At 40.4% G+C, this 23,648-nt stretch carries 20 protein-coding genes; 8 read left to right on the forward strand and 12 right to left on the reverse strand.

The features are described 5' to 3' along the window. Positions 1 to 200: 200 nt before the first annotated feature. From dksA to H5157_RS17060, 7 genes are all read left to right on the forward strand, one after another. Positions 201 to 644 (forward strand): RNA polymerase-binding protein DksA, encoded by a 444-nt coding sequence (gene dksA / locus H5157_RS17030; RefSeq protein ID WP_002962671.1) that lies wholly within the window; start codon positions 201 to 203, stop codon positions 642 to 644. 20 nt (positions 645 to 664) lie between these two features. Further along, positions 665 to 1,609 (forward strand): tRNA glutamyl-Q(34) synthetase GluQRS, encoded by a 945-nt coding sequence (gluQRS, locus tag H5157_RS17035; protein ID WP_024597170.1) that lies wholly within the window; start codon positions 665 to 667, stop codon positions 1,607 to 1,609. 78 nt (positions 1,610 to 1,687) lie between these two features. Then, positions 1,688 to 3,169, forward strand: coding sequence for a polynucleotide adenylyltransferase PcnB (gene pcnB, locus H5157_RS17040; protein ID WP_220488901.1), 1,482 nt, complete (start codon positions 1,688 to 1,690; stop codon positions 3,167 to 3,169). A 4-nt stretch (positions 3,170 to 3,173) separates the two neighbouring features. Further along, positions 3,174 to 3,659 (forward strand): 2-amino-4-hydroxy-6-hydroxymethyldihydropteridine diphosphokinase, encoded by a 486-nt coding sequence (folK, locus tag H5157_RS17045; RefSeq protein ID WP_002962677.1) that lies wholly within the window; start codon positions 3,174 to 3,176, stop codon positions 3,657 to 3,659. A gap of 30 nt (positions 3,660 to 3,689) precedes the next feature. Then, positions 3,690 to 4,484, forward strand: coding sequence for a 3-methyl-2-oxobutanoate hydroxymethyltransferase (gene panB, locus H5157_RS17050; protein ID WP_002962679.1), 795 nt, complete (start codon positions 3,690 to 3,692; stop codon positions 4,482 to 4,484). Continuing rightward, positions 4,484 to 5,332: a pantoate--beta-alanine ligase gene (gene panC / locus H5157_RS17055; RefSeq protein ID WP_024597167.1), complete on the forward strand. Its 849-nt coding sequence runs from the start codon at positions 4,484 to 4,486 to the stop codon at positions 5,330 to 5,332. The genes panB and panC overlap by 1 nt, the downstream gene beginning before the upstream one ends. A 33-nt stretch (positions 5,333 to 5,365) precedes the next feature. Further along, positions 5,366 to 5,602 carry a hypothetical protein gene (locus H5157_RS17060; protein WP_024597166.1) on the forward strand — a complete coding sequence of 79 codons (237 nt, stop codon included), beginning with the start codon at positions 5,366 to 5,368 and terminating at the stop codon, positions 5,600 to 5,602. Between the two features lie 70 nt (positions 5,603 to 5,672). On the opposite strand, the gene H5157_RS17065 is transcribed toward H5157_RS17060, so the two are convergent. The 12 genes from H5157_RS17065 to H5157_RS17120 all read right to left on the reverse strand — a co-directional run bounded on the left by H5157_RS17065 (position 5,673) and on the right by H5157_RS17120 (position 19,775). Further along, complete coding sequence (locus H5157_RS17065) at positions 5,673 to 6,641, reverse strand: PstS family phosphate ABC transporter substrate-binding protein (RefSeq protein WP_002962686.1); 969 nt, start codon at positions 6,639 to 6,641, stop codon at positions 5,673 to 5,675. Positions 6,642 to 6,756: 115 nt separating this feature from the next. Then, a complete protein-coding gene (phoR, locus tag H5157_RS17070) occupies positions 6,757 to 8,064 on the reverse strand; it encodes a phosphate regulon sensor histidine kinase PhoR (RefSeq protein WP_182725131.1) in 1,308 nt (435 codons plus the stop codon). 65 nt (positions 8,065 to 8,129) lie between these two features. Beyond that, positions 8,130 to 8,819, reverse strand: coding sequence for a phosphate regulon transcriptional regulator PhoB (phoB, locus tag H5157_RS17075; RefSeq protein ID WP_006791869.1), 690 nt, complete (start codon positions 8,817 to 8,819; stop codon positions 8,130 to 8,132). A gap of 1,040 nt (positions 8,820 to 9,859) precedes the next feature. Continuing rightward, entirely contained in the window at positions 9,860 to 10,924 is a 1,065-nt protein-coding gene (fba, locus tag H5157_RS17080) for a class II fructose-bisphosphate aldolase (RefSeq protein WP_002961523.1), read from the reverse strand. 201 nt (positions 10,925 to 11,125) lie between these two features. Beyond that, positions 11,126 to 12,301, reverse strand: a complete 1,176-nt coding sequence (locus tag H5157_RS17085; RefSeq protein WP_182725132.1) for a phosphoglycerate kinase — start codon at positions 12,299 to 12,301, stop codon at positions 11,126 to 11,128. A gap of 64 nt (positions 12,302 to 12,365) precedes the next feature. Further along, complete coding sequence (epd, locus tag H5157_RS17090; RefSeq protein WP_182725133.1) at positions 12,366 to 13,382, reverse strand: erythrose-4-phosphate dehydrogenase; 1,017 nt, start codon at positions 13,380 to 13,382, stop codon at positions 12,366 to 12,368. A 178-nt stretch (positions 13,383 to 13,560) separates the two neighbouring features. Continuing rightward, entirely contained in the window at positions 13,561 to 14,223 is a 663-nt protein-coding gene (locus tag H5157_RS17095; protein WP_182711872.1) for a peroxiredoxin-like family protein, read from the reverse strand. A 79-nt stretch (positions 14,224 to 14,302) separates the two neighbouring features. After that, positions 14,303 to 15,037, reverse strand: a complete 735-nt coding sequence (locus H5157_RS17100; protein WP_182692796.1) for an SIMPL domain-containing protein — start codon at positions 15,035 to 15,037, stop codon at positions 14,303 to 14,305. Between the two features lie 138 nt (positions 15,038 to 15,175). Next, positions 15,176 to 15,799 carry a 3'-5' exonuclease gene (locus tag H5157_RS17105; RefSeq protein ID WP_182725134.1) on the reverse strand — a complete coding sequence of 208 codons (624 nt, stop codon included), beginning with the start codon at positions 15,797 to 15,799 and terminating at the stop codon, positions 15,176 to 15,178. Between the two features lie 15 nt (positions 15,800 to 15,814). Further along, the gene (locus tag H5157_RS17110; protein WP_182725135.1) at positions 15,815 to 17,653 is read right to left on the reverse strand and encodes a DUF294 nucleotidyltransferase-like domain-containing protein; all 1,839 of its coding nucleotides are present in this window, start codon (positions 17,651 to 17,653) and stop codon (positions 15,815 to 15,817) included. Between the two features lie 123 nt (positions 17,654 to 17,776). Further along, entirely contained in the window at positions 17,777 to 19,501 is a 1,725-nt protein-coding gene (locus tag H5157_RS17115; RefSeq protein ID WP_182725136.1) for a sodium:solute symporter family protein, read from the reverse strand. A gap of 10 nt (positions 19,502 to 19,511) precedes the next feature. Next, positions 19,512 to 19,775 carry a DUF4212 domain-containing protein gene (locus H5157_RS17120; RefSeq protein WP_002961535.1) on the reverse strand — a complete coding sequence of 88 codons (264 nt, stop codon included), beginning with the start codon at positions 19,773 to 19,775 and terminating at the stop codon, positions 19,512 to 19,514. A gap of 414 nt (positions 19,776 to 20,189) precedes the next feature. On the opposite strand from H5157_RS17120, the gene H5157_RS17125 reads away from it, so the two are divergent. Beyond that, the gene (locus H5157_RS17125) at positions 20,190 to 23,630 is read left to right on the forward strand and encodes a PAS-domain containing protein (RefSeq protein ID WP_182725137.1); all 3,441 of its coding nucleotides are present in this window, start codon (positions 20,190 to 20,192) and stop codon (positions 23,628 to 23,630) included. The last annotated feature ends 18 nt before the right edge of the window (positions 23,631 to 23,648 follow it).

A 23,648-nucleotide genomic window follows, 5' to 3' on the forward strand; every position in this document is an offset into this window, starting at 1 on the left:
ATATAACAAGGCAAGTTTTAGAAAGCGAATATGTGAATTAATTAAAAGTGTAAATAAACTATTAATACACTTTTTTACTCAGTAAGCATGGTTGAAGCTAATTCGATTAATTAAAAATAAATTTGCCTAGGGTATAAGATTCTGTTATTTATACCGCCGGCTAATGCTGAGGCATTAAATTAAGGATTTAGGAGAGAGTTATGCCAGACCAAAAGAAACATGGTTTATTGGCTCAAGCCGGTTTAGAACCATACCAAGAAAAACCAGGCGAAGAGTACATGAATGATGCACAACGTGCTCATTTTAGAGCAATTTTAGAGACTTGGCGTAACGATTTACGTAACGAAGTTGATCGTACTAAATCGCACATGCAAGACGAAGCTGCTAACTTTCCTGACCCAGTTGACCGCGCTGCACAAGAAGAAGAATTCTCTTTAGAACTTCGTACTCGTGACCGCGAACGTAAATTAATCAAAAAAATTGAAAAAACAATTAATTTGATTAAAGAAGATGATTTTGGCTTTTGTGAGTCTTGTGGCATCGAAATTGGCATACGTCGCTTAGAAGCACGTCCTACTGCCGATTTATGCGTAGACTGTAAAACACTTGCAGAAATCAAAGAAAAGCAATCTGGACGCGGCTAATTAAAACTTATTAGTTAGTTATGTCTCCTACAGCCGTTACTGCGCCTATGCGTAAATATCGCGGTCGTTTTGCGCCGTCTCCTTCTGGGCCATTACATTTTGGCTCACTTGTAGCGGCTGTGGGTAGCTATTTAGATGCAAAAGCTAATCAAGGAAAATGGTTAGTTCGTATTGAAGACATTGACACTACGCGCGTGGTTAAAAACGCCGACTCCGATATTCTAAATACCTTACAAGCCTACGCCCTTTATTGGGATGAACCTGTTGTATACCAAACACAGCGCCTGTCTTTATATCAAGATATTACCCACTCACTTTTAGAGCAAAACCTTGTTTATGGTTGCACCTGTACTCGCAAGCAGATAAAAGCCATTGGCGGTATTTATCAGGGGCATTGCAAAGCACTTAATCATCATACTCAATCCGGCGCGCTTCGTTTAGTTCAGCAACATCCAACGACTCAATTTAGTGATTTAATTCAAGGTGATATATCGGTAAATAGTGCATTATCCCACGAAGATTACTTAATTAAACGCAGTGACGGTTTATTTGCATATCAACTTGTTGTGGTCGTCGATGATATCGATCAAAGCATAAATCGAATTGTAAGAGGCGCAGATTTAATTGAACCAACAGCTCGGCAAATTAGTTTGTTTAAACAACTCGACAGCCCTGTACCTGAATTTGCTCATTTACCTTTAGCGGTTGCCAAACCCGGTTTTAAACTATCTAAACAAAATTATGCCCCCGCCATTTGTAAGCAAAATCCAAAGCCTGCTTTAATTAGCGCTTTTGAATTTTTAGGGCTACCTGTTATAGCTGATTTAAGCGACTTAAATATAGAACAATTAATCGATTGGGGAATTAAAAACTTTAGCTTAAAACAGGTCCCCCAAGTATCCGAAATACAAATTTCTCAACATCCACATAGCCAGAAAGTCCAATTTACACATTTAAGTAAATAAAATAGCTAAAAACGGCTTAATTTCAACACATCAACTTAATTTTTAAACCCTGCTGGTATATGATAGCCGCCTAAATATATGCTAATTACGTCAAACAGCTTGTACTGGGTTATAACCGCCCTATTTGCTGTAACTTTTGATTGCGATGCAGAGTCAATCACACCTTCTAGGAGACAGACTATTATTTCCAAGCTTTTTCAATTTTGCCGACAAATAATCGGCCCGAATACCAGTGCCGAAAGCGCTTCTGTAAGCAGTGAACCTATTGTTGTCACTCGTGGTGAGCATGGTATTTCTCGCAAACAATTTAGCCCAAATGCAATCAAAGTATTATACCGCTTAAAAGACGGTGGCTACGATGCCTACCTTGTTGGTGGTTGTATTCGCGATATATTGTTAGGCCAACAGCCAAAAGATTTTGACGTAGTTACTAATGCAACTCCAGATCAGGTAAAAAAACTATTTAGAAACTGTCGCCTGATAGGTCGTCGCTTTCGTCTAGCACACATTGTATTTGGCCGTGAAATTATCGAAGTGGCAACAATGCGTGGCCACCACGAAGCGCAAGAAGACAAAAATCAAATAAGCCAATCAAGCAATGAGGGCCAACTACTACGTGATAACGTATTTGGCAGTATTGAAGAAGATGCAGAGCGCCGCGACTTTTCAATCAACGCACTTTATTACTCAATTAAAGATTTTAGTATTCACGATTACGCCAACGGTTTAGCGGCAATTAAAGCTAAACAAATCGAGCTTATTGGCGACCCTGAAACGCGTTACCGCGAAGACCCTGTTCGTATGTTACGTGCAGTACGTTTTGCCACTAAGCTTGATATGAGCATTGCGCCTAAAAGTGAAAAGCCAATTAGCGAGCTTGCAAGCTTGCTTGACAACATTCCGCCAGCACGTTTATTTGAAGAAATTCTTAAGCTATTTTTAAACGGCAAGGCCGAAGTTAACTTTTTAATGCTGCGTAAATACGGCTTATTCCGCTCACTTTTTCCTGAACTTGATAAAATTTTAGATAAAAACCCAAGTGGCTTAGAGCACACGCTTATTCAGCAAATGTTTCAAAATACCGACAAGCGTATTAATGCCGATAAAAAAGTAACACCGGCGTTTATTTTTGCTGCCCTACTTTGGTTCCCACTGCTTGAGCGCACTAAAAAAATTCAAAGCCAAGAGCAATTATCTGAATACGATGCTTTCGCACAAGCAATGAATAAAGTACTAAGCGATAATTCACAGCATATAGCTGTTCCTAAGCGCTTTACTTTAGGTGCTCGCGATATTTGGCATATTCAGCACCGCTTAGATAAACGTGCTGGCCAACGTGCATACAGGCTAACGCAACAGCCTCGCTTTAAAGCCGCTTACGACTTTTTATTATTACGCGTAGATGCAGGCGAAACACAGCATACAGAGCTTGCTCAGTGGTGGACACAATACTTAAGTAAAGATATAAACGGCCAAAAAGAGATGGTTAAAAGCTTAGGGCATCAAGGTGGCCCTAAGCCGCGAAAGCGCCGTCGCCCTACTAAAAAGCCAACTGAGTAATAACATGCATTGTGTTTATTTGGGTTTAGGTGCCAACCTAAACTCACCAAAAGAGCAGCTTGATAACGCGATAATTGCGCTTAAAAAGCTGCCTAATTGTGAATTTGTAAACGTATCGCATTACTATGCAAGTAAGCCTATGGGCCCACAAGATCAACCAGACTATATCAATGCCGTAGCCTGTATTAAAACGACCCTTGATCCAGAGCAATTACTTGATTTAACACAAAGCATTGAGCTTGAGCATGGTCGAGTAAGAAAAGCTGAGCGTTGGGGTCCACGCACACTTGATATCGATACCCTATTATTTGATGATCAAATTATAAATACGGCGCGCTTAACCGTGCCTCATTATGGTTTGAGTGATCGCGAGTTTGTGGTTTACCCACTATTAGAGCTTGCACCTGAACTTATTTTACCTAGCGGCATTGCATTAAAAACCATTGCAAATAACTTACCGCTCAACGACTTACAACAATTACCTCTGTAATTAACCTAGGCTTTTGCCTGCGAGGATATTATGTCTAAAATAACCGTTTCTACTTTAAATAAAATGAAAGCAGAAAATAACAAAATTACTGCATTAACAGCCTACGACGCTAGTTTTGCAAAGTTATTTCATGATAACGGCGTTGAAGTTATTTTAGTGGGCGACTCATTGGGCATGGTACTACAAGGCGGCGATGACACCCTTGGCGTAACAAATCAAGATATTGCATATCATACCCGCTGTGTACGCGCTGGTAGCCGCGAATTATTTGTAATTGCTGACTTACCTTTTATGACCTACTCAAGCGTTAGTGATACCTGTAAAAATGCAGCTGAGCTTATGCGCGCTGGCGCAAACATGATTAAACTTGAAGGCGGAGAGTGGCTTTACGAGAGCATTAAAGCACTCACTCAACAAGGTATCCCAGTTTGCGGGCATTTAGGCCTTACACCACAGTCAGTTCATGTATTTGGTGGCTTTAAAATACAAGGTCGCGAAGAAGATAAAGCACAAAAAATGATTGATGATGCGAAAGCACTTGAAGCTGCTGGCGCGCAATTATTAGTACTTGAGTGTATTCCAAGTGCCCTGGCAAAACGCATTACAGACGCTTTAAGTATCCCAACTATTGGTATTGGTGCAGGCAGCTTAACTGACGGCCAAATACTGGTAATGCATGACCTGGTTGGTATTTCGGCAGGTTACATTCCTAAATTTTCTAAAAACTTTTTGCTCGAAACAGGCAATATGCCTGCAGCCGTTCAAAAGTATTGTACAGATGTTAAAAGTGGCGCATTTCCAAGCGCTGAACATGAGTTTAAATAATGCAATCAATAACTGAAATCAGATCGTTACGTAGTCAAATTAAAGCATGGCGCCAAGCAGGTCTTAGCGTGGCGCTTGTGCCAACAATGGGCAACTTGCACCGTGGGCATTTTTCGCTAGTAGAAAAAGCAAAAAACTTGGCCGACAAAGTCGTTGTAAGTATTTTTGTAAACCCAATGCAATTTGGTGCTAACGAAGATTTAGATAACTATCCTCGTACGCTAAACGAAGACAAACAAGGCCTTGCTGAACTAGGCACTGATATTGTATTTACCCCAAGTGTAGAAACAATCTACCCTAACGGACTGGGTGCACAAAGCTTTGTAGATGTACCTGACATTTCATTAGGCTATTGCGGTGGCTCACGTCCAGGTCACTTTAGAGGTGTTGCAACAATCGTAACTAAGTTATTTAACTTAGTGCAACCAGATTACGCCTGCTTTGGTGAAAAAGATTTTCAGCAACTACAAGTAATCAAAACTATGGCACGCGACTTATCAATTCCGGTTGAAGTCATTGGTGTACCTACAATGCGAGAAGTTTCTGGCCTTGCTATGAGCTCACGTAATGGTTACTTATCTGATGATCAAAAGGCGACTGCAACCGTATTATTTAAAGCCCTTAATACGTGCGCTGAGCAACTTAAAAGTGGCGAGAAAGACTTTGTAAAACTTGAAAGCTTAGCTAAACAAAGTTTAGAGAAAGCAGGCCTAAAACCAGACTATTTTGAGATTGCTCAACGAGATACATTAAAAACTGCTACAATCGAAGATACTCAATTTGTTATTTTAGCCGCAGCCTATTTTGGTGGTGTTAGATTGATCGACAATATCCAAGTCGAAATTTAATATTATTGCGACTCCATTTTAAGGATAAGAAGCATGCACACTTTAATAAAAACAAGCGTAGTCGCCCTTACTTTTGCACTATTAGCAGGTTGTCAAAACCAAGTTGAAAACCCTGAAATGAATCAGTGTGCTCAACAAAACTACCAGTGTGAAAGTAGTTGTGAACAGCAAACAACTGCTGAGGGCTTAAAGCAACAAGTATGCTCTGGCAAATGTGTTGAGAGCTATAATCAATGTAAAGCACAAGCCGAAAAATTAGGTAATATTTAATTCCTTAAAGTTTTTAGTTTTAGGCACAAAAAAACCGCTCAATGAGCGGTTTTTTATTGCTTATAGTTTATTAATTTAAACCAAGCTTCTTAAGTTCTGTTTCTACTAGCTTTGCAGAAAGTGGTACATAACCATCTTTTTCTACAATTTGCTGACCATCTTTTGAAAGTACCATTTTTAAGAATTGCGCTTCCATTGGAGACAACGGCTTGTTTGGGTGCTTATTCACATAAAGGTATAAAAAGCGAGATAATGGATATTTACCTTGTGCAACGTTATCAAGTGTTGCATCAACAAAGTTATCGCCTTTTTTAGCTAGCGGTACTGTACGTACGCCCGATGTTTTATAACCAATACCTGAGTAACCAATTGCATTTAATGAAGATGAAATTGACTGTACTACTGATGCAGAACCCGGTTGCTCATTTACGTTATTACGGAAATCACCTTTACAAAGTGCTTTCTTTTTAAAGTAACCATACGTACCTGATACTGAGTTGCGTCCGTAAAGTTGCACATCTTTAGCTGCCCAATCACCTGTTAGACCAACATCGCTCCAACGGTTAACTTGTTCTGGTGCGCCACATTTACGAGTAGATGAAAAGATAGCATCTACTTGGTCAATACGAAGACCTTCAATTGGGTTATCTTTATGTACAAATACGGCAAGTGCATCAATAGCTACGCGAACTTCTGTTGGCTTGTAACCGTAACGTTTTTCGAACGCTTCGATTTCTTTAGATTTCATTTTACGGCTCATTGGACCTAGGTTAGCAGTACCTTCGGTAAGTGCCGGTGGAGCAGTAGAAGAACCTGCTGCTTGAATCTGAATATTTACATTTGGGTAAATACGTTTGTACTCTTCAGCCCAAAACGTCATCATGTTGGCTAAAGTGTCAGAACCTACTGATGAAAAGTTGCCTGAAACACCACTAATTTTTTGATACTCAGGAATATTTTGGTCTAGAGCAACTGCTTGTGCAGATACGAAAGTTGTAACAGCCACACCCATTGCGGCAACTAAGTTTTTAAATTTCATGTAGAGTTCTCCGGTTTGTTCGTTCCATTTTCTAACTGCTGCCCACTCTAAAGTGAGTACATGACAGTTACATTACTCTTAAATGACACTTTTATGACTTGACCTATTAGCTTAATTATTTAGTCAGCGAAACTATCTTATCTATTGAAAATTCAAAAGAAAAACACGATCCTTTGTTAACTTCACTGCGAATATTTAATTTACTATCATGGCGAGTTAACACATGTTTTGTTATAGCGAGACCTAAGCCTGAGCCACCTGTTGTTCTACTGCGAGCTTTATCAACACGATAAAAACGCTCAGTTAATCGGTTAATATGCTCAGGCGCAATACCATCACCATTATCGGTAACACTAAAACACGCTTTATTGTTTTTGCGCTGCCAGCATACTTCTACTTTACCGCTTGGTTTTGTGTAATGAATCGCGTTGAATACTAAATTAGAAAACGCACTACGCAGTTCATCCTCAGAGCCTTTAATATCAAGGGTTTTATCAATATCAAACATAAGTTCGTGGCCTTTGTCTTGATTAATTGAGTTTGCTTCAGTGTGAATATAACCAAGTAATTGCGGTACATTTATAGCTTTATCGTTGTCTTGGCGCCGTGCACCTTCAATACGCGAAAGCGATAATAATTGGCTGACTAAGCTATCCATGCGCTTACATTGTTCAAGCATGGTATTTTGCGCTTTGTTCCACATTGCTGGCGGCGGCATCATGTCGCCATCCATCATCTCAAGATACCCTGTAACTACTGTAAGCGGTGTACGTAGTTCATGCGACACATTGGCTACAAAGTCTTTACGCATCTGTTCAAGCTGTTTTAAGCGCGTTACATCACGCACAACAACCATAAGTTGCGTACTTGCATATGGCATTACCCTAAACTCAAGCACCTGCTCAATACTATGACCATTATCCAGCTCAAGCGCATCGTCAAATTCGCCTTTGTGCATGTATTTAGCAAACTTAGGTTCGCGAATTAAATTATCAAGGCGCTGACCATGATCCGTAGGCCACTGCAAACCAAGCACTTTAAGGGCTAGTTGATTACACCACACAATACTTAAATCATTTTGTAATACCACAACCGCATCAGGTACCGCTTCAGCCCCATCGCGAAAGCGACGAATTAAATCTGCAAGCTCATTACGTTTTTTACGATTACGGTGCTGGAGATGGTAAATACCTTCAAACACTTGCTCCCATGCACCCTCACCCTCTGGTGGATTAAAGCTGCGTTGATTAAGTAGCCAATCGCTCAAACGATAAAGTTGATGGTAGTGCCAAATAAGGAGGGAAAAAGATCCTAAAAATAAAAGCAAAAATGGCGCGCCAACCAGCACACCAATTAATAGTAAGGGTAAAAAATAGATAAACAGGCGCTTTACTAACGCCTGCTTATTAACAACTCGATACATACACTCACTTTACCTTAGAGTAGTAATACATGCGTATTTTACACATTAGCTAAGCTTTAAGCTGATCACAGCTTACTTGAAAAACGATACCCAGCGCCACGTACTGTTTGCACCAAACGGTCATGTCCAAGTGGGCCAATTGCTTTACGCAGGCGACGAATGTGAACATCAACAGTGCGATCTTCTACGTAAACGTTAGTTCCCCACACATGATCAAGCAGTTGTTCACGGCTATAAACACGCTCTGGGTGAGTCATAAAAAAGTGCAGTAATCTAAATTCGGTTGGCCCCATATCAAGCTCGTTACCTTCTGAGGTAACACGATGAGAAATAGGGTCTAAACGCAGGCCATGTACTTCAATAGCTTCTTCTAATGAGGTTGGCGATACACGACGAATAACCGCTTTAATACGTGCCATAAGCTCTTTAGGAGAAAACGGCTTGGTGACGTAATCATCTGCACCTACTTCAAGGCCGCGTACTTTGTCTTCTTCTTCGCCGCGAGCTGTAAGCATAATAATTGGGATTTGGCGGGTGTGTTCGTTTTGCTTAAACTTTTTAGCAATTTGAATACCGCTTCCACCTGGTAACATCCAATCAAGTAAAACCATATCTGGGTAAGGTTCAACCATAGCTGCAATAGCAGAGTCGTAATCTTCTGCTTCAATTGCTTGAAATCCATTTTGCTCTAAAACAAAAACCAACATCTCCCTGATAGGAGCTTCGTCATCTACGACTAGTACTTTACGTGACATTCCAATTTATCTCTTACGCTATCGAATTAGTTTTCATTATTATGACTAAGTATGACATTTTTATGAAAGTGTAACGTGTAAATTAAAATGGTGGTAAAAAAAACACAAATTAGTGACAAAAAACCTCATTAACGTCATATTTTTAAAACCTTTTTAATATTTAACGTAATAAAAAGAGATTTACGATAAATTTATGTAATAGCTAACTTTTTAAAATTATCTTTTTTGTATCGCTATTTAAACCACTAAACAATATTAAACTAGCTGGGATCATTGTTTTACTAACCAAGACATTTTTACAGATCGATCGTTTAAAAGTAGCTTTAAAGCCCTTTTAAAATCAACAAACCCGCCTGTATAACAAACAATACGTTCAAAAATAGATCTAAATTTTACTAAGCTCCAAATAAAGGATCAGATTTTTACCAAGCCGATCAACCCTCAGATCAGAGTTGTACCTAGTCAAAGCCATAAGTTGTTGATTGTTTATACAAATAAATAACGATCAAATTATCTCAGAACCCATATATAGCATTAAAGTGTATTTGGCTTAGTAAAATAATGATCCGAAAAAGGCTGTGTTAGTAAATGCGTGATCCCAAAATTCCGCATTGGTAATGCAGTGATCTGATCAAAAAACCGTAATCTGTAATATAAAAAGGGCTGACATTAAAAAAGCCAGTAACAAAGTTACTGGCTTAGGGCCTGTTGACCTTTCAGGATTAAAATTTGTTCTATCTAGGGGCGATTTAATCGCGGCGTGGGGTTTGTAACCTAGCGGGCTAAGTAAAAACCGAGCAAAGCTTCCGCGTCCTGCTCACGCCCCTTACCTACATCCATGTAGGCAACAAAGAGTAAATTGCCCCTAGGCAGAACCCTTCGGGCAGCGCATGTTTGGCATTTATTCCACGTTATCGCCTATTTATGGGGAATAACCACACTGCATAGGCTCTGCCTTGCCTAAATACCAAACATACTGCTGCAAATTCAACCTCGAAAGATAAACAGGCCCTAATAATGATCAATTATAAATTGATCTATTATCTAATTTTAGGGTCTAGTTCGCCGCTTAAGTATTTAAGGTGCATTTCATCAAGTGAAATTGGCTTAATTTTACTAGCCTGACCAGAAGTACCAAACGAGTTATAGCGTGCAACGCAAATCTCTGTCATTGCTTTTGTAGCTTCAGCTAGGTATTTACGTGGATCAAAGTTAGATGGGTTAAGCGCCATATGACGGCGAATTGCACCGGTAGATGCTAAACGTAAATCGGTATCAATATTTACCTTGCGAACACCAAACTTAATGCCTTCAACAATCTGCTCAACTGGCACACCATAAGTTTCTGGAATTTCGCCACCGTACTGATTAATAATTTCTAACCATTCTTGAGGAACTGAAGATGAGCCATGCATCACTAAGTGCGTGTTAGGAATACGGGCATGAATCGCTTTAATGCGATCAATCGCTAAAATGTCATCTGTTGGTGGGCGAGTAAATTTATAAGCACCGTGTGAAGTACCGCAAGCAATTGCAAGTGCATCAACGTGTGTTTTATTTACAAAATCAGCCGCTTCTTCAGGGTCTGTTAGCATTTGATCAGTTGTTAATAACCCTTCTGCGCCAACGCCATCTTCTTCGCCAGCTTCACCTGTTTCAAGTGAACCAAGTACACCTAGCTCGCCTTCAACCGATACGCCACAGGCATGCGCCATCGCAACAGTTTCGCGCGTTACTTCTACATTGTATTCGTAGCTTGAAGGGGTTTTTCCGTCGCTCATTAACGAGCCATCCATCATTACTGATGAAAAACCAAGCTGAATTGAACGCTGACACACACCTGGCGATGTGCCGTGATCTTGATGCATTACAACTGGGATATGTGGCCATTCTTCAACGGCTGCTAAAATCATATGACGAATAAATGGAGCACCAGCATAAGCACGTGCACCAGCTGATCCCTGAACGATTACTGGGCTGTTTGTTTTGTCAGCCGCTTCCATTATTGCGCGCATTTGCTCTTGATTGTTAACATTAAAAGCAGGTACGCCGTAACCATGCTCTGCTGCATGATCTAAAAGTTGTCGCATACTGATTAAAGCCATTGGGTATTCTCCAATTTATCGACAGTAGTTCCCTACCATCTAGTTTGAACGGATGTGTTAGTTTGGCGTTATAACAACGCCACGAAAAACCACTGCTTTGCAGTAATATTCCGTCTAAATTAACGACTAAATTAGGGTGAGAGGTATTTAGTAATTAATTGTCGGTGAGGGCTATTACCCCCTCACCTTACGCCACTAAAATTACTTAGCGCGCGACTCTAGCATTTCAACTGCTGGAAGTTTTTTGCCTTCTAAAAACTCTAAGAACGCACCACCACCAGTAGAAATATAAGATACTTTATCGGCAATGCCGTATTTATCGATTGCGGCTAAGGTATCACCACCACCCGCAATTGAAAACGCATTTGAGTTAGCAATTGCTTGTGCAATAGCACGAGTACCATTACCAAACTGGTCAAACTCGAACACGCCAACTGGACCATTCCATACAACAGTGCCTGCATTTGCAATAATTTTTGCAAGCTTGCTCGCTGTATCAGGGCCAATATCAAAAATCATATCATTGCTTGTTACTTCGCTTACATCTTTAAGTGTAGCTACAGCAGATTCAGAAAACTCATTACCAACCACTACGTCAGTCGGTACCGGAATTTCACCATTATTAGCAATCGCTGCTGCACATAAACGGTTCGCTTCATCCATTAAATCAGGTTCGTAAAGCGATTTACCAACTGGGCTACCTGATGCAGCAATAAAGGTATTTGCAATACCGCCGCCGGTAACTAATTGGTCAACAATTTTAGAAAGTGAATCTAAAACGGTAAGCTTAGTAGATACTTTAGAACCACCAACAATCGCTACTAATGGACGCGCTGGATTATCAAGTGCTTTGCCTAACGCTTCGAGCTCAGCCGATAACAGCGGACCTGCACATGCAACATCGGCAAATAAGCCAACGCCATGGGTAGACGCTTGTGCACGGTGAGCCGTACCAAATGCATCCATTACATATACATCACACAGTGCTGCTAGTTGCTTAGATAGCGCTTCGTTGTTTTTCTTCTCGCCTTTGTTAAAGCGCACATTTTCAAAAACAACCACTTCGTTATCAGCAATATCAACACCGTTTAAGTAATCTTTTTCTAAACGTACAGTTTGCTCTAGGGCATCGTTTAAGTAATCAGCTACAGGTGCAAGCGAAAACGCTTCATCGTATTCCCCTTCCGTAGGACGGCCAAGGTGTGACATAACCATTACTTTAGCGCCTTTCTCAAGGGCTAGTTTAATAGTAGGTAGTGCTGCACGAATACGCGCATCTGACGTCACTTTACCTGCTTTAACTGGTACATTTAAATCTTCACGAATTAATACGCGTTTGCCGTTTAAATCTAAATCTGCCATTTTTATGACCGACATGAACATCTCCTTAGTTAACGATACTGAACCTGAAAAATACGTTTAAAATTATTATATTAATAAATTACTTATTCACTGCCATCATAGCACGCGCTGTGTCGAGCATACGATTAGCAAAACCCCATTCGTTATCACACCATACTAATAACTTTATCAGTCGTTTGTGACTAACACGTGTTTGTGTGCCATCAATAATACAAGAATGTGGGTCGTGATTAAAATCAACCGATACAAGCGGCTCTTCGGTATAACTTAAAATACCTTCTAAGCGGTCTTTTGCTTGTGCTTTAAGTGCGTTATTTACTGCATTTAAATCTACATCGGTATTAACCGTAACACTTAAATCCATTGCCGTGACATTTATAGTCGGTACACGTACGGCGATGGCTTCAAAACGGCCTTTAAATTTAGGTAAAATACGGTCTATACCACGGGCGAGCTTTGTATCAACTGGAATAATTGATTGGCTTGCAGCGCGAGTACGGCGTAAATCATGATGATAACCATCAATCACTTGTTGATCGTTCATCGACGCATGAATCGTTGTAATAGCGCCCGACTCAATACCAAATGCATCATCTAATACTTTAATAACCGGCACAACACAGTTAGTTGTACACGAGCCGTTAGAGACAATTGTGTGCTCGCTTTTAAGCTCATCGTCGTTAATGCCATACACAATCGTAGCATCAACATCGTTATCGGCCGGATGCGAAAACAACACCTTTTTAGCGCCTGCGTTAATATGTAACTGCGCATGTTCACGCGAGTGATAAACACCCGTACATTCAAGTACAACGTCTACATCGAGCGTTTGCCAAGGTAATTCAATTGGGTTTTCTTCACAAAAAAGTGCAATGGTATCGCCTGCAACACTAATGGTGTCTTCACCAAGTTTTACAGGAAAAGAAAAACGACCGTGGGATGTGTCGTATTTTAATAAATGAGCAATAGCTTCAGGATCAGCAAGTTCGTTAATCGCAACAATTTTTATATCGTCGCTCAAACTAGACTCGTATAACGCGCGGACAATATTTCGACCAATACGACCAAAACCATTAATTGCAAGTTTGATTGCCATGAAATATAAAATCCACTCTTTTAGCGTGCAGATAAAGGCAATACGCCTTTTAGATGTCTGTATTGTAATCGACCTTGCATCTGATTATAAGAGGGAAGCATTAGAAACTTTAAATTAACGTTGAAGAGCTTAGGCATTGCAAGCTCTTCGATGGCTCTGACTTTTAAAATTAAGTTTTTTATACTAAATTTTTCAAAGCGTTAATTATATCTTCTGGCTCAGAACGAGTACGATAATCAACATCAACATAGCGCCAAGTCACTTTACCTTGTTTATCTAAAACAAAGGTGGCAGGGATCGGTAAAACACTACTATTGCCATTGTTAACCGACTCTAAATCTAGGCCTCGGTCTACTCGCATATGCTCGAGTAAAAATGTGGGCACTTGCCATGCTACGCCGTAGCTTGCTGCTACATCGGCATTTTGATCACTCAGCACTAAAAAATCCATGTTACTTATATCGCTTTCGCTCATTGAGCCATCGGGTACTTGCGGGCTAATAGCCACCAATTGTGCGCCTAAAGCATGAATTTCAGGTAAACGTGACTGCAGTGCTTTCAGTTGTAAATTACAGTACGGACACCAACTACCACGATAAAAAGTAATAACCACAGGTCCGTGTGCAAGTAGTTCTTCTAATAAAACTTGCTCACCTTTTTGATTCGGCAGCTCAAAGCGTGGGGCACTTTGAGCTAAATTAAGTGCATTTGCACCCTCTTGAAAGGATTTTGCTTGAGCAATACTTTCATCAACACCTTTCATAAAATCAGGATTACCTTTTCGCCCAGCGGCTACTTTTGCCTCGGTTTGTGCTTTTAATGTGTTGCTTTCATCGCTCATAGTATCGCTACCTTCAAATTAATCAAAAACTTAAAGCCAGCTTACATTATGAAAATGTATTTGAAATGAAAATTTTAACTTAATCATTTACCTCTAAATCAAACACCACGTTTATTGATGATTTAAATGTAATAGTTTCTTGTAAATACCTGCCTTGCTCGAATGGATTTCTAGTAACTTTAGAGCCGGTCACAACTATTCTCTCAAAATCATCTACGCCATAACCATAACTTGAACGGTTAGAATTTGAATTAATACTGTAAATTTTTCCAATCTCTGCGCCAAATGCTTTGGCAAGCTTACCCCCTTTAACTATAGCGTTATCTATTGCGCCTTGTGTTGCTTCAGCTTCTAACTGCGAGGCTTTTGAAGACATAAGCTCAATATTCGTCAGTTCATTAATTTTTACACTTAGTGCAAAATCGATAAAATCATTCACTTTTTCAATATTTCTTAATGTTACTTTAAGTGTTCTTGTTGCTACATATCCTGCATTAATTGCTGTACCGCTCTCGACATTAAACATATCGTCATCATTATGAGTTAACAGGCTTGTAGCAGAAACATCAGTCTCCTTAACACCATACTTGCTTAAACCTTTAAGTAACAAATTTACTCGGTCATCAACATCACGTTTTGCATCAAGTGATTTGTCTTTAAAGCTTATTACTTCAAAAGAAATCTTAGCCATATCGGGCTTTGCTAATACCTCTGCAGTCCCCTGCACTGCAATATGGCGATTAGCAGGCAAACTTGAATTAGCAAAAGTGATGAGTGGGAATAAGGTTAAGAAAATGGCAGTGATGAGTTTCATGATCGTCCTTGAAGTGATTAGTTAGATAATGATTACGTAACTGTACCTATAGTTATACGGATAACAATAAAAGTAAACTACTCTTTATTGTTGGCGGGAGTTTATCTCGCGCGGCATAAAGCCCCGCCTTCAGCCAACCTACATCAACTCGCCTACTTTTAACTCTTTGCCACGGCTTATTTGATGGCACTGGGCTAGCAGTAACTCGGCAGTGGCTTGTGCATCGGTCAGTGCGTGATGGCAATGATAGCTTGGTAACTCATAACGTGTGCGGCAAGCATTAAGGGTTAAATCATCTTGTTTTATTTCAGTTGAATGATGGAGTAAGCGCTTTTGCTCAATATGCAGTGTGTCGAGTATCAGTTTAGGCCGTATAGTTATATTGGCATTTTTAAGCGCTATTTTTAAAAACCCCCAGTCGAGCATGGCATTATGAAACACTAAAATACAGTCGCTAAAATGGTTACTTAATTGCATTAATATACTGTTTAGGCTTAGCCCCTTTGCTATAACATCATCGCTAATCCCATGAAAAACAGGACTTTGCTCAAGGCTTTTTACGTCTTTATTTATAAGGTGCTGCGACTCGCTCATTTTTATACATTGGTTATCTATTATCACCCACGCTAGTGATACAATTTCGTGCTGTTTTGCATCAAGGCCAGTTAGCTCTAAATCAATCACTAAGTAACGTTGTTGTAAGGCATTTTTACCTAGTAATTTACGGCGCTTTAAATACCGAGTGAGCAGCTTTTTTACCATGTTAGTAATCCATCATTATAAACTGCCGCGAGCAAACTTAAACGCGGCGGCTTGCTGCGCTTGTTTAACAAGGTAAAACGCTTCTTTTAGTTGATGGCGCTCTAGTGAGTTTAATTTATTAGGGTTAATGCAATTACTCGGTAAGCCCTCTTCGTTTATTTGTGTACTCAAACGAAGCTGCGTTAAGAACCGCCAGCAGTCTTTTAGGTTGTATATATCTTCTTTGCTGATCAGTTTATGTTTTAGTAGTGCGTCCAACCGCTCTTGTGTGTTGGCGCGCCTAATACCCGCTTTTAAAGCGTATAACCGCACTATGTCATTTATAATTACGACACCGCGTTTTTTTAAATCTATGTATTTATTATTTTGATCTGTTTTTTCTGTTTTAAATTTATTAAATAAACCAATTGGCACGCTGTTGCTGCTTATGTCGGTTGCCATTGCGGCATAGAATAAGTCGTTACGCGATATACGAATTAGTTGCTCGCAAAAAGCCGTGTATAAAGCGTTTGAACCTTCAATAAATCGCAGGTCAAAAAATATCTTACAGTTAAGCATTGCATTGGGTGTGGGGCTTTTTATCCATTTAAAAAAGCGCTCGCTCCAGTCGTTTACGCTCATACGGCACTCATCACTGCTTGCCATAATATTACCTGGGCAACGCCTAATGCCGCACTCAACTAAATTCTCGCATACAAACTCCCCCATACTTTTAAAGTAAGCGTGTTGCTCGGTGGTTAAGTCGTTAGGGAGTAATAAGCCGTTATCTTGATCTGAATGCAGGGTTTGTTCTTCGCGTGCTTGCGAGCCAAAGCAAATAAAACTAAAGCTGGTTGGCGCTGCGCCATGCTCTTCTTGAAATAAGTGAATCAGGCGCGATGTAAGCGCATCGGTTAAACCACTGAGTAATTTACCAATTAGCGATATGTCGTCAATATTGTACGAAAAGCCACGCAAAAGTTCGGGGATTTCTTTTGCGTAGCGTTTTAAATCAGTAACAGTGTGCGCTTTATATATGCGCCCAATAAGCTGTACGGGGTCACTTTTTTGTTGGCGCAGTAAATCGGTGCTGGTTATCATCCCTATCGGGTTATGGTTTTCGTCAAGCACGGGCAAATGGTGAATATTGTATTTAAGCATTAAGTGCAGCGCCGAAAACACCCGGTTATTTTCAAATATAAACTTAGGTTTTGCGGTCATAATACTGCTTACTGCGTCTTGTGGATCTACCTCGTCGGCAAGTACTCGGTTGCGTAAATCGCGGTCGGTCACAACCCCTACTAAGTGCGCGTGCTGCGTTATCATTATTGACGATACGCCATGCTCTTTCATTTTTTTAGCACTTTGCCTAATACTTGCATCGGGCGTAAGCGTAATTGCTGTGCGCGTCATCAGCTCTGATATTTTACGTTCCGACCAGCTATCGTTTTTACTTTTATAATGTGATGACAACAACCGGTTAGCATGAGCGCGTACAAAGTATTGCTCAAACGATTTATATTCTCTGCGTAAAAAATCAAAATGCGTTTGAGAAAGCATATACACTATCCCCTCTTTTTGTACTTCTAACCTATTTTGAATTGCCTCACCGGTTAACAGCGACGGAAAACCAAAATAGTCACCTTGCGCTAAGCGCGTAACAACATCGCCCTTGCCATCAACTAGGTCGTACAAACCAGAGCGAATTAAAAATAGTTTAGGGTTTTCACTTTGTAACCACTGAGTTTGGTTTTCGCGGGTAAGGTAAATAATATCAAGATGATTTACAAAGTATTCGCATGCGCTGCTATCAAGCATAGTAAAAGGCGCTTGCAAACAAACGTATTGGGCTATTTCTTGTTGTTCTACACTCATTGTATTCGCTCTTTAAATGGTGATGTACCAATCTAATGTACTTATTTATTAAACAAATAAAAAGCCCGACTAAAGTCGGGCTTTGGGTGCTTTATATTTTTTTACTATATCTATAAATGTTGCCTAGTGATCGTGCGCTTCAGCTGACCCTTTAGGGTTACGAATACCTTCTACCATTTCTTGAATTTCAATAGGTGTAGCTTGAGTAAATTTAAGAACAACTGCAGCTACTACAAAGTTAATAATCATACCAATTAAGCCAATACCTTCAGGCGAAATACCTAAAAACCAATGTTCAGGATTATTAAGCTCAGGGCTTACAAACTTGAAGAAGATGATATACGCAGCGGTAAAGCCAATACCCGTTACCATGCCTGCAATTGCGCCCTCTCGGTTCATTGTTTTAGAGAATATACCCATAATAATTGCTGGGAAGAAACTCGCTGCCGCCAAGCCGAATGCAAATGCCACTACCGATGCCACAAATCCAGGCGGGTTAATACCAAAGTATGCGGAGATAACAATAGCGATCATGGCTGCCAACCTCGCTGCAAGTAACTCTTGCTTGTCGGTAATATCGGGCTTGAGGGTTCGCTTGAGTAAATCGTGCGAAACGGAGGTCGAAATAACCAGTAGTAAACCTGCTGTTGTAGACAGTGCAGCGGCAATACCACCGGCAGCTACAAGTGCGATTACCCATGCTGGTAAATTAGCAATTTCTGGATTTGCTAATACCATAATGTCGCGGTCTACATTTACTTCGTTAGCACTGTTCGGATCGGTGATTTTACCCGCCGTGTAGAACATTTTGCCATCGCCGTTTTTATCATCAAATGTAATTAAACCTGTGCGTTCCCAGTTTTTAATCCATCCTGGTGCTTCTGCGTAAGCTGTACCGCTACCGTCTTTACCATTAATAGTATCAACCATGTTTACGCGAGCAAAGGCTGCAACCGCAGGTGCTGTAGTATAAACAATCGCGATGAACACAAGAGTCCATGCAGCAGAAATACGTGTGTCTTTTACGCGAGGTACAGTGAAAAAGCGTACAATTACATGTGGTAAACCAGCAGTACCTACCATTAACGCACCAGTAATAGCGAACACGTCAATCATGCTCTTAGAGCCTTCGGTATATTGCGCAAAACCAAGTTCAGCGCTTAAGCCATCTAGTTTATCAAGTACGTATACGCCGTCGCTGCCAATTAATGTGGCACCAAAACCGGTCTGTGGGAAGAAGTGACCCGTCATCATCATCGAGATAAAAATGGCTGGTACAAGGTATGCAAATACAAGTACACAATACTGCGCTACTTGTGTGTAGGTAATGCCTTTCATGCCGCCAAGTACCGCATAAAAGAATACAATCACCATGCCAATGTAAACACCGGTTTCAATTTCTACTTCTAAAAAGCGTGAAAATACCACGCCTACGCCACGCATTTGCCCTGCTATATAAGTGAAACAAATGAATATGGCACAAAAAATAGCAACTAAACGCGCGGTACGTGAATAGTAACGGTCGCCAATAAAGTCTGGCACAGTAAACTTGCCGAATTTACGTAAGTAAGGCGCTAAACACATGGCTAATAGTACATAACCACCTGTCCACCCCATTAAGTAAACACTGCCATCGTAACCTGCAAACGAAATAATACCCGCCATTGAAATAAACGACGCGGCGCTCATCCAATCGGCAGCTGTTGCCATACCATTAGCAAGAGGAGGTACGCCGCCGCCCGCTACATAAAACTCTTTGGTTGAACCCGCTCGGGCCCATATTGCTATGCCGATATAAAGCGCAAAGCTTAAACCAACAATTAAAAACGTGAGTGTTTGAACATCCATTGCTTAGCTCCTATTCGTCTACGCCGTATTTTTTATCTAACGTATTCATTTTGAAAACGTACACAAAAATCAAAGCAACAAAGGTATAAATCGCGCCTTGCTGGGCGAACCAGAAGCCAAGTTTAAACCCAAAAAAACGTACTTCATTAAGTACATCAACCAGTAATATGCCAAAGCCAAAAGACACGACAAACCACACTGCTAACAGTTTAAATAACAGCGAAATGTTTTCTGCCCAATAAGCTTTTGCTTGTTCTTCATCTTTAAAAGCCATTTTTGTTTTCCCCTTTAAGCACCGCAATATCGCGATGAGTGGTTTTTTATCTTCGCTTACCAATTTAGCAACGCTGGTTACATATTGAATTGAGACCATAGTCGTAACAGCTTGTTAACGTTTACGTAAACTGTATTTATCATTCAAGCGTGTTTTATATATTTTTATATTATTTCAATTACTTAGGCTTTTTTTGTAAACTGGCTTTATGATTAAATTGATAAGTTGGTCATTAATGCGACATTAGTCTAATGCTCAAGGGCGTTTTATTTTTACTGTTAATATTCAATAAGATATAAATAAAATAAAAGTTTTATTTTAAATTCAACCCTCACACTTAACCTCAGTTCTGGTATTGTGTTAATCCCTCATAGGGATGAGGGACTATTTAAAATAATAAGGTTTAATAACAACATGACTGCCGTACTCATTATTGTTGCTTTAAGTTATATAGGTGTGCTGTTTTGGCTTGCCAATTGGGGCGATAAAACAACCCCTTTAGCAAAGCGTATTAGCCATCACCCATTTGTGTATTCACTCTCACTCGGGATTTACTGTACCTCTTGGACTTATTACGGTTCGGTAGGAACAGCCGCCACCAGCAGTTGGAGTTACTTGCCAATATTATTAGGCCCTGCGTTGCTGTTTTTATTCGGCCAAGGATTTTTACGTAAGCTGGTACTGGTAAGTAAAAAACAAAATATAACGACTATTGCTGACTTTATTTCAGCTCGTTACGGCAAACGTCAAACTACAGCAATAATGGTTACTGTAATCGCATTACTGGCAACCATTCCCTACATTGCACTGCAATTAAAAGCGCTTAGTACAAGCTTTTTACTTTTGCAAAACAGTAATAAAATATCCGGCGATATGCTCGCGCTTTCTGCCACACTAATTATGGCTTTATTTGCTATATTTTTTGGTACTCGCAAAGTTGATGTAACTGAATATCGCTCTGGCTTAATGCTCGCTGTTGCATTTGAATCTATGATTAAACTTATTGCTCTTATTGCCGTTGCGGGGCTTGCAGTATTTACACTTTTTAATTTACCCGAAGCCACCACGAACAAAGTAACTGAGTCTATTTGGGGTCACTGGAGCGATTTTAACTTTTTTAGCTTTAACTTTATTGGCCAGTCTTTAATGGCTGCAGCGGCTATTATATGTTTGCCTCGCCAGTTTCATGTAACCGTGGTTGACAACCAAAACAAACGCCACTTACTTACCGCTCGCTGGGCTTTTCCGCTGTATTTACTACTAACAGCCGCAATGATTTTACCTATTGCGACTGCGGCCATTCATCCTGCAATTGGCAGCGGCTATTCACCCGACAGCTTTGTACTTGCCCTACCGCTAATTAACGACAATGCATTCTTAACCACTTTTGTATTTATAGGTGGACTATCTGCCGCCACCGCAATGATAGTGGTAGCAACGCTTACATTAAGCACGATGATTTCAAACGATGTGGTATTGCCGTTAATGCTGCGTAGAAAGTTTAAACGTAACTTAATTACCAGCAGTTATAAGTCTCGTATATTACTTGTAAGGCGCTTTGCTATTGCAGGCATATTAATTTTGGCCTATTTCTATCAGCAATGGTTTGGCCATAGTAGCGCACTGGCCAGTATGGGCTTGGTCGCATTTTCACTTGTTACCCAATTGCTACCCTCTATTGTGGGTGGTTTATATTGGCGAAAAGGTCATGCTTATGGGGTGTATGCGGGTTTGGTAGCAGGCTTTATTTGCTGGATACTATTTTTAATGCTGCCAATACTCGATGCCGGCACAACCCTTGATAGCGAGCTGCAACAAACGCTTATAACGCGTGGAACCTTGATAGCTTTGTTTGCCAATATTGGTTGTTATATTAGTTTTTCACTTGGGGCTGAGGAGCGCTTAATTGATAAAATTCAGGCCGCTGCTTTTGTTAACCCTAAAGATCAGGCTATTTTATCAAGGCGCTTAAATAAAGACGTAAAAGCCACCGTTTACGACTTTAAAATACTACTGCAAACATTTCTAGGTATTCAGCGCAGCCAACAAGTACTGGCCCATTACGCACTCGCCCATCATTTAAGTGATAACAACGCACACCCAGAGCCTGAATTTATAGCTTACTGCGAACGCGCATTAACGGGCGTGCTTGGTGCATCGTCGGCACAAGCGTTAATACATACGGTATCGTCGGGTAAACGTATGGCGTTTGAGGAAGTAGTAAACTTTTTTGACGAAACCACACAAGCGTTGCAATTTAATCAAAATCTGTTATTTACCTCACTCGAAAATTTAAGCCACGGTATTTCAGTTGTTGATAAAGATTTAAAACTCGTTGCATGGAACAAACGCTACAATGAAATGTTTGGCTACCCTGAAGGCTTTTTAGAAGTAGGCCAACCCATAGAAGACATTATTAGATACAACGCTAACCGTGGTGAATGTGGCCCTGGTGAAATAGAACGCCAAGTAGAAAAACGTGTACAGCATTTAAAATATGGCAGCTCGCATCATTTTATTCGCCACCGTCGTAATGGCCAAGTATACGAAATGATTGGTAATCCGCTGCCCGATGGCGGATTTGTTACCAGCTTTTCGGATATTACAAACCACATAAGTACGCAAAATGCACTTGAAGAAGTAAACATGGATCTTGAAAATCGCATAGAAGCACGTACTCAAGAAGTGCAAACTATTAATAAAGACTTACAAGCTCAAATAGATAGTCGTGTACAAACCGAGCAAGCACTTACTTTAGCTAAACGAGAAGCAGAGCAAGCCAACGACAGTAAAACGCGCTTTTTAGCACTGGCGAGCCACGATATTTTACAACCGTTAAATGCAGCACGTTTATACCTTGCCGCCATTGACGAAAAGCAACTCGACAGCACTAACCAAAACAGCTTTGAAAAGTTAGGCGACAGTCTCGATTCAACCGTGCATTTAATGTCGGCATTGCTTGAAATAGCTAAGCTTGAGCAAGGCGCTATGACCCCTACCCCTCGCCACTTTTATATTGAAGATATTTTAGCGCCACTGCAAAGTGAATACGCTATTTTATCAAGTGATAAAGGTCTTAAACTTAGTGTGCGTTCAAACCAGCAAATTGTGCACAGCGATATAACCTATCTGCGCCGAATTATTCAAAACTTGGTCTCTAATGCAGTTAAATACACCGATAATGGTCGTGTATTAATTGCCTGCAGGAACCGGAAGCACAATTTACGAATAGAAGTATGGGATACAGGCCCAGGTATTAGCGAAGTAGAGCAAGCTAAAATATTTAACGACTTTTACCGTGTTGAGTCGGGCGATAACAAAGGCGTAGGCTTAGGCTTAGGTGTTGTAAAACGTATGGCTGACTTATTAAGTTTGCCGCTTGATGTGCATTCTGAACCAAATAAAGGTAGCCGTTTTAGCATTGAGGTACCTTATGGTGACGAGCAGTTTGTACAACAAAAAAGTACTACAAACAGCTTAATAGAAAACCGTGCAGCAATTAATATTGTTGCCGTAGACGACGACCCTGAAAATTTAGCAGCAATGGCAAGCTTACTTAAAAAGTGGCAAGCTAATTACACCCTTTTTGATAACGTAGATAATGTACTGGCGCATGCTAAGCAAAACGGTGCACCCGATGTTATTTTAATGGACTATCAATTAGGTAGCGACTGCGATGGGATAACGCTAATTAAAACCCTGCGCGAAATTTGGCAAAGCCAAGTCCCTGCTATTTTAATTACCGCAGTGCGCGACACCGAGCTTAAACAGGAAACCAAAGCCGCTAATATTCATTATTTAAGTAAGCCAATTAAACCGGGCAAACTAAAGGCACTGCTTAATCACAGTACATAGTATTTTAGTTAAAAGCTA

It is taken from the genome of Pseudoalteromonas sp. SG43-3 (assembly GCF_014164385.1).
Taxonomy (GTDB): Bacteria; Pseudomonadota; Gammaproteobacteria; order Enterobacterales; family Alteromonadaceae; genus Pseudoalteromonas; species Pseudoalteromonas distincta.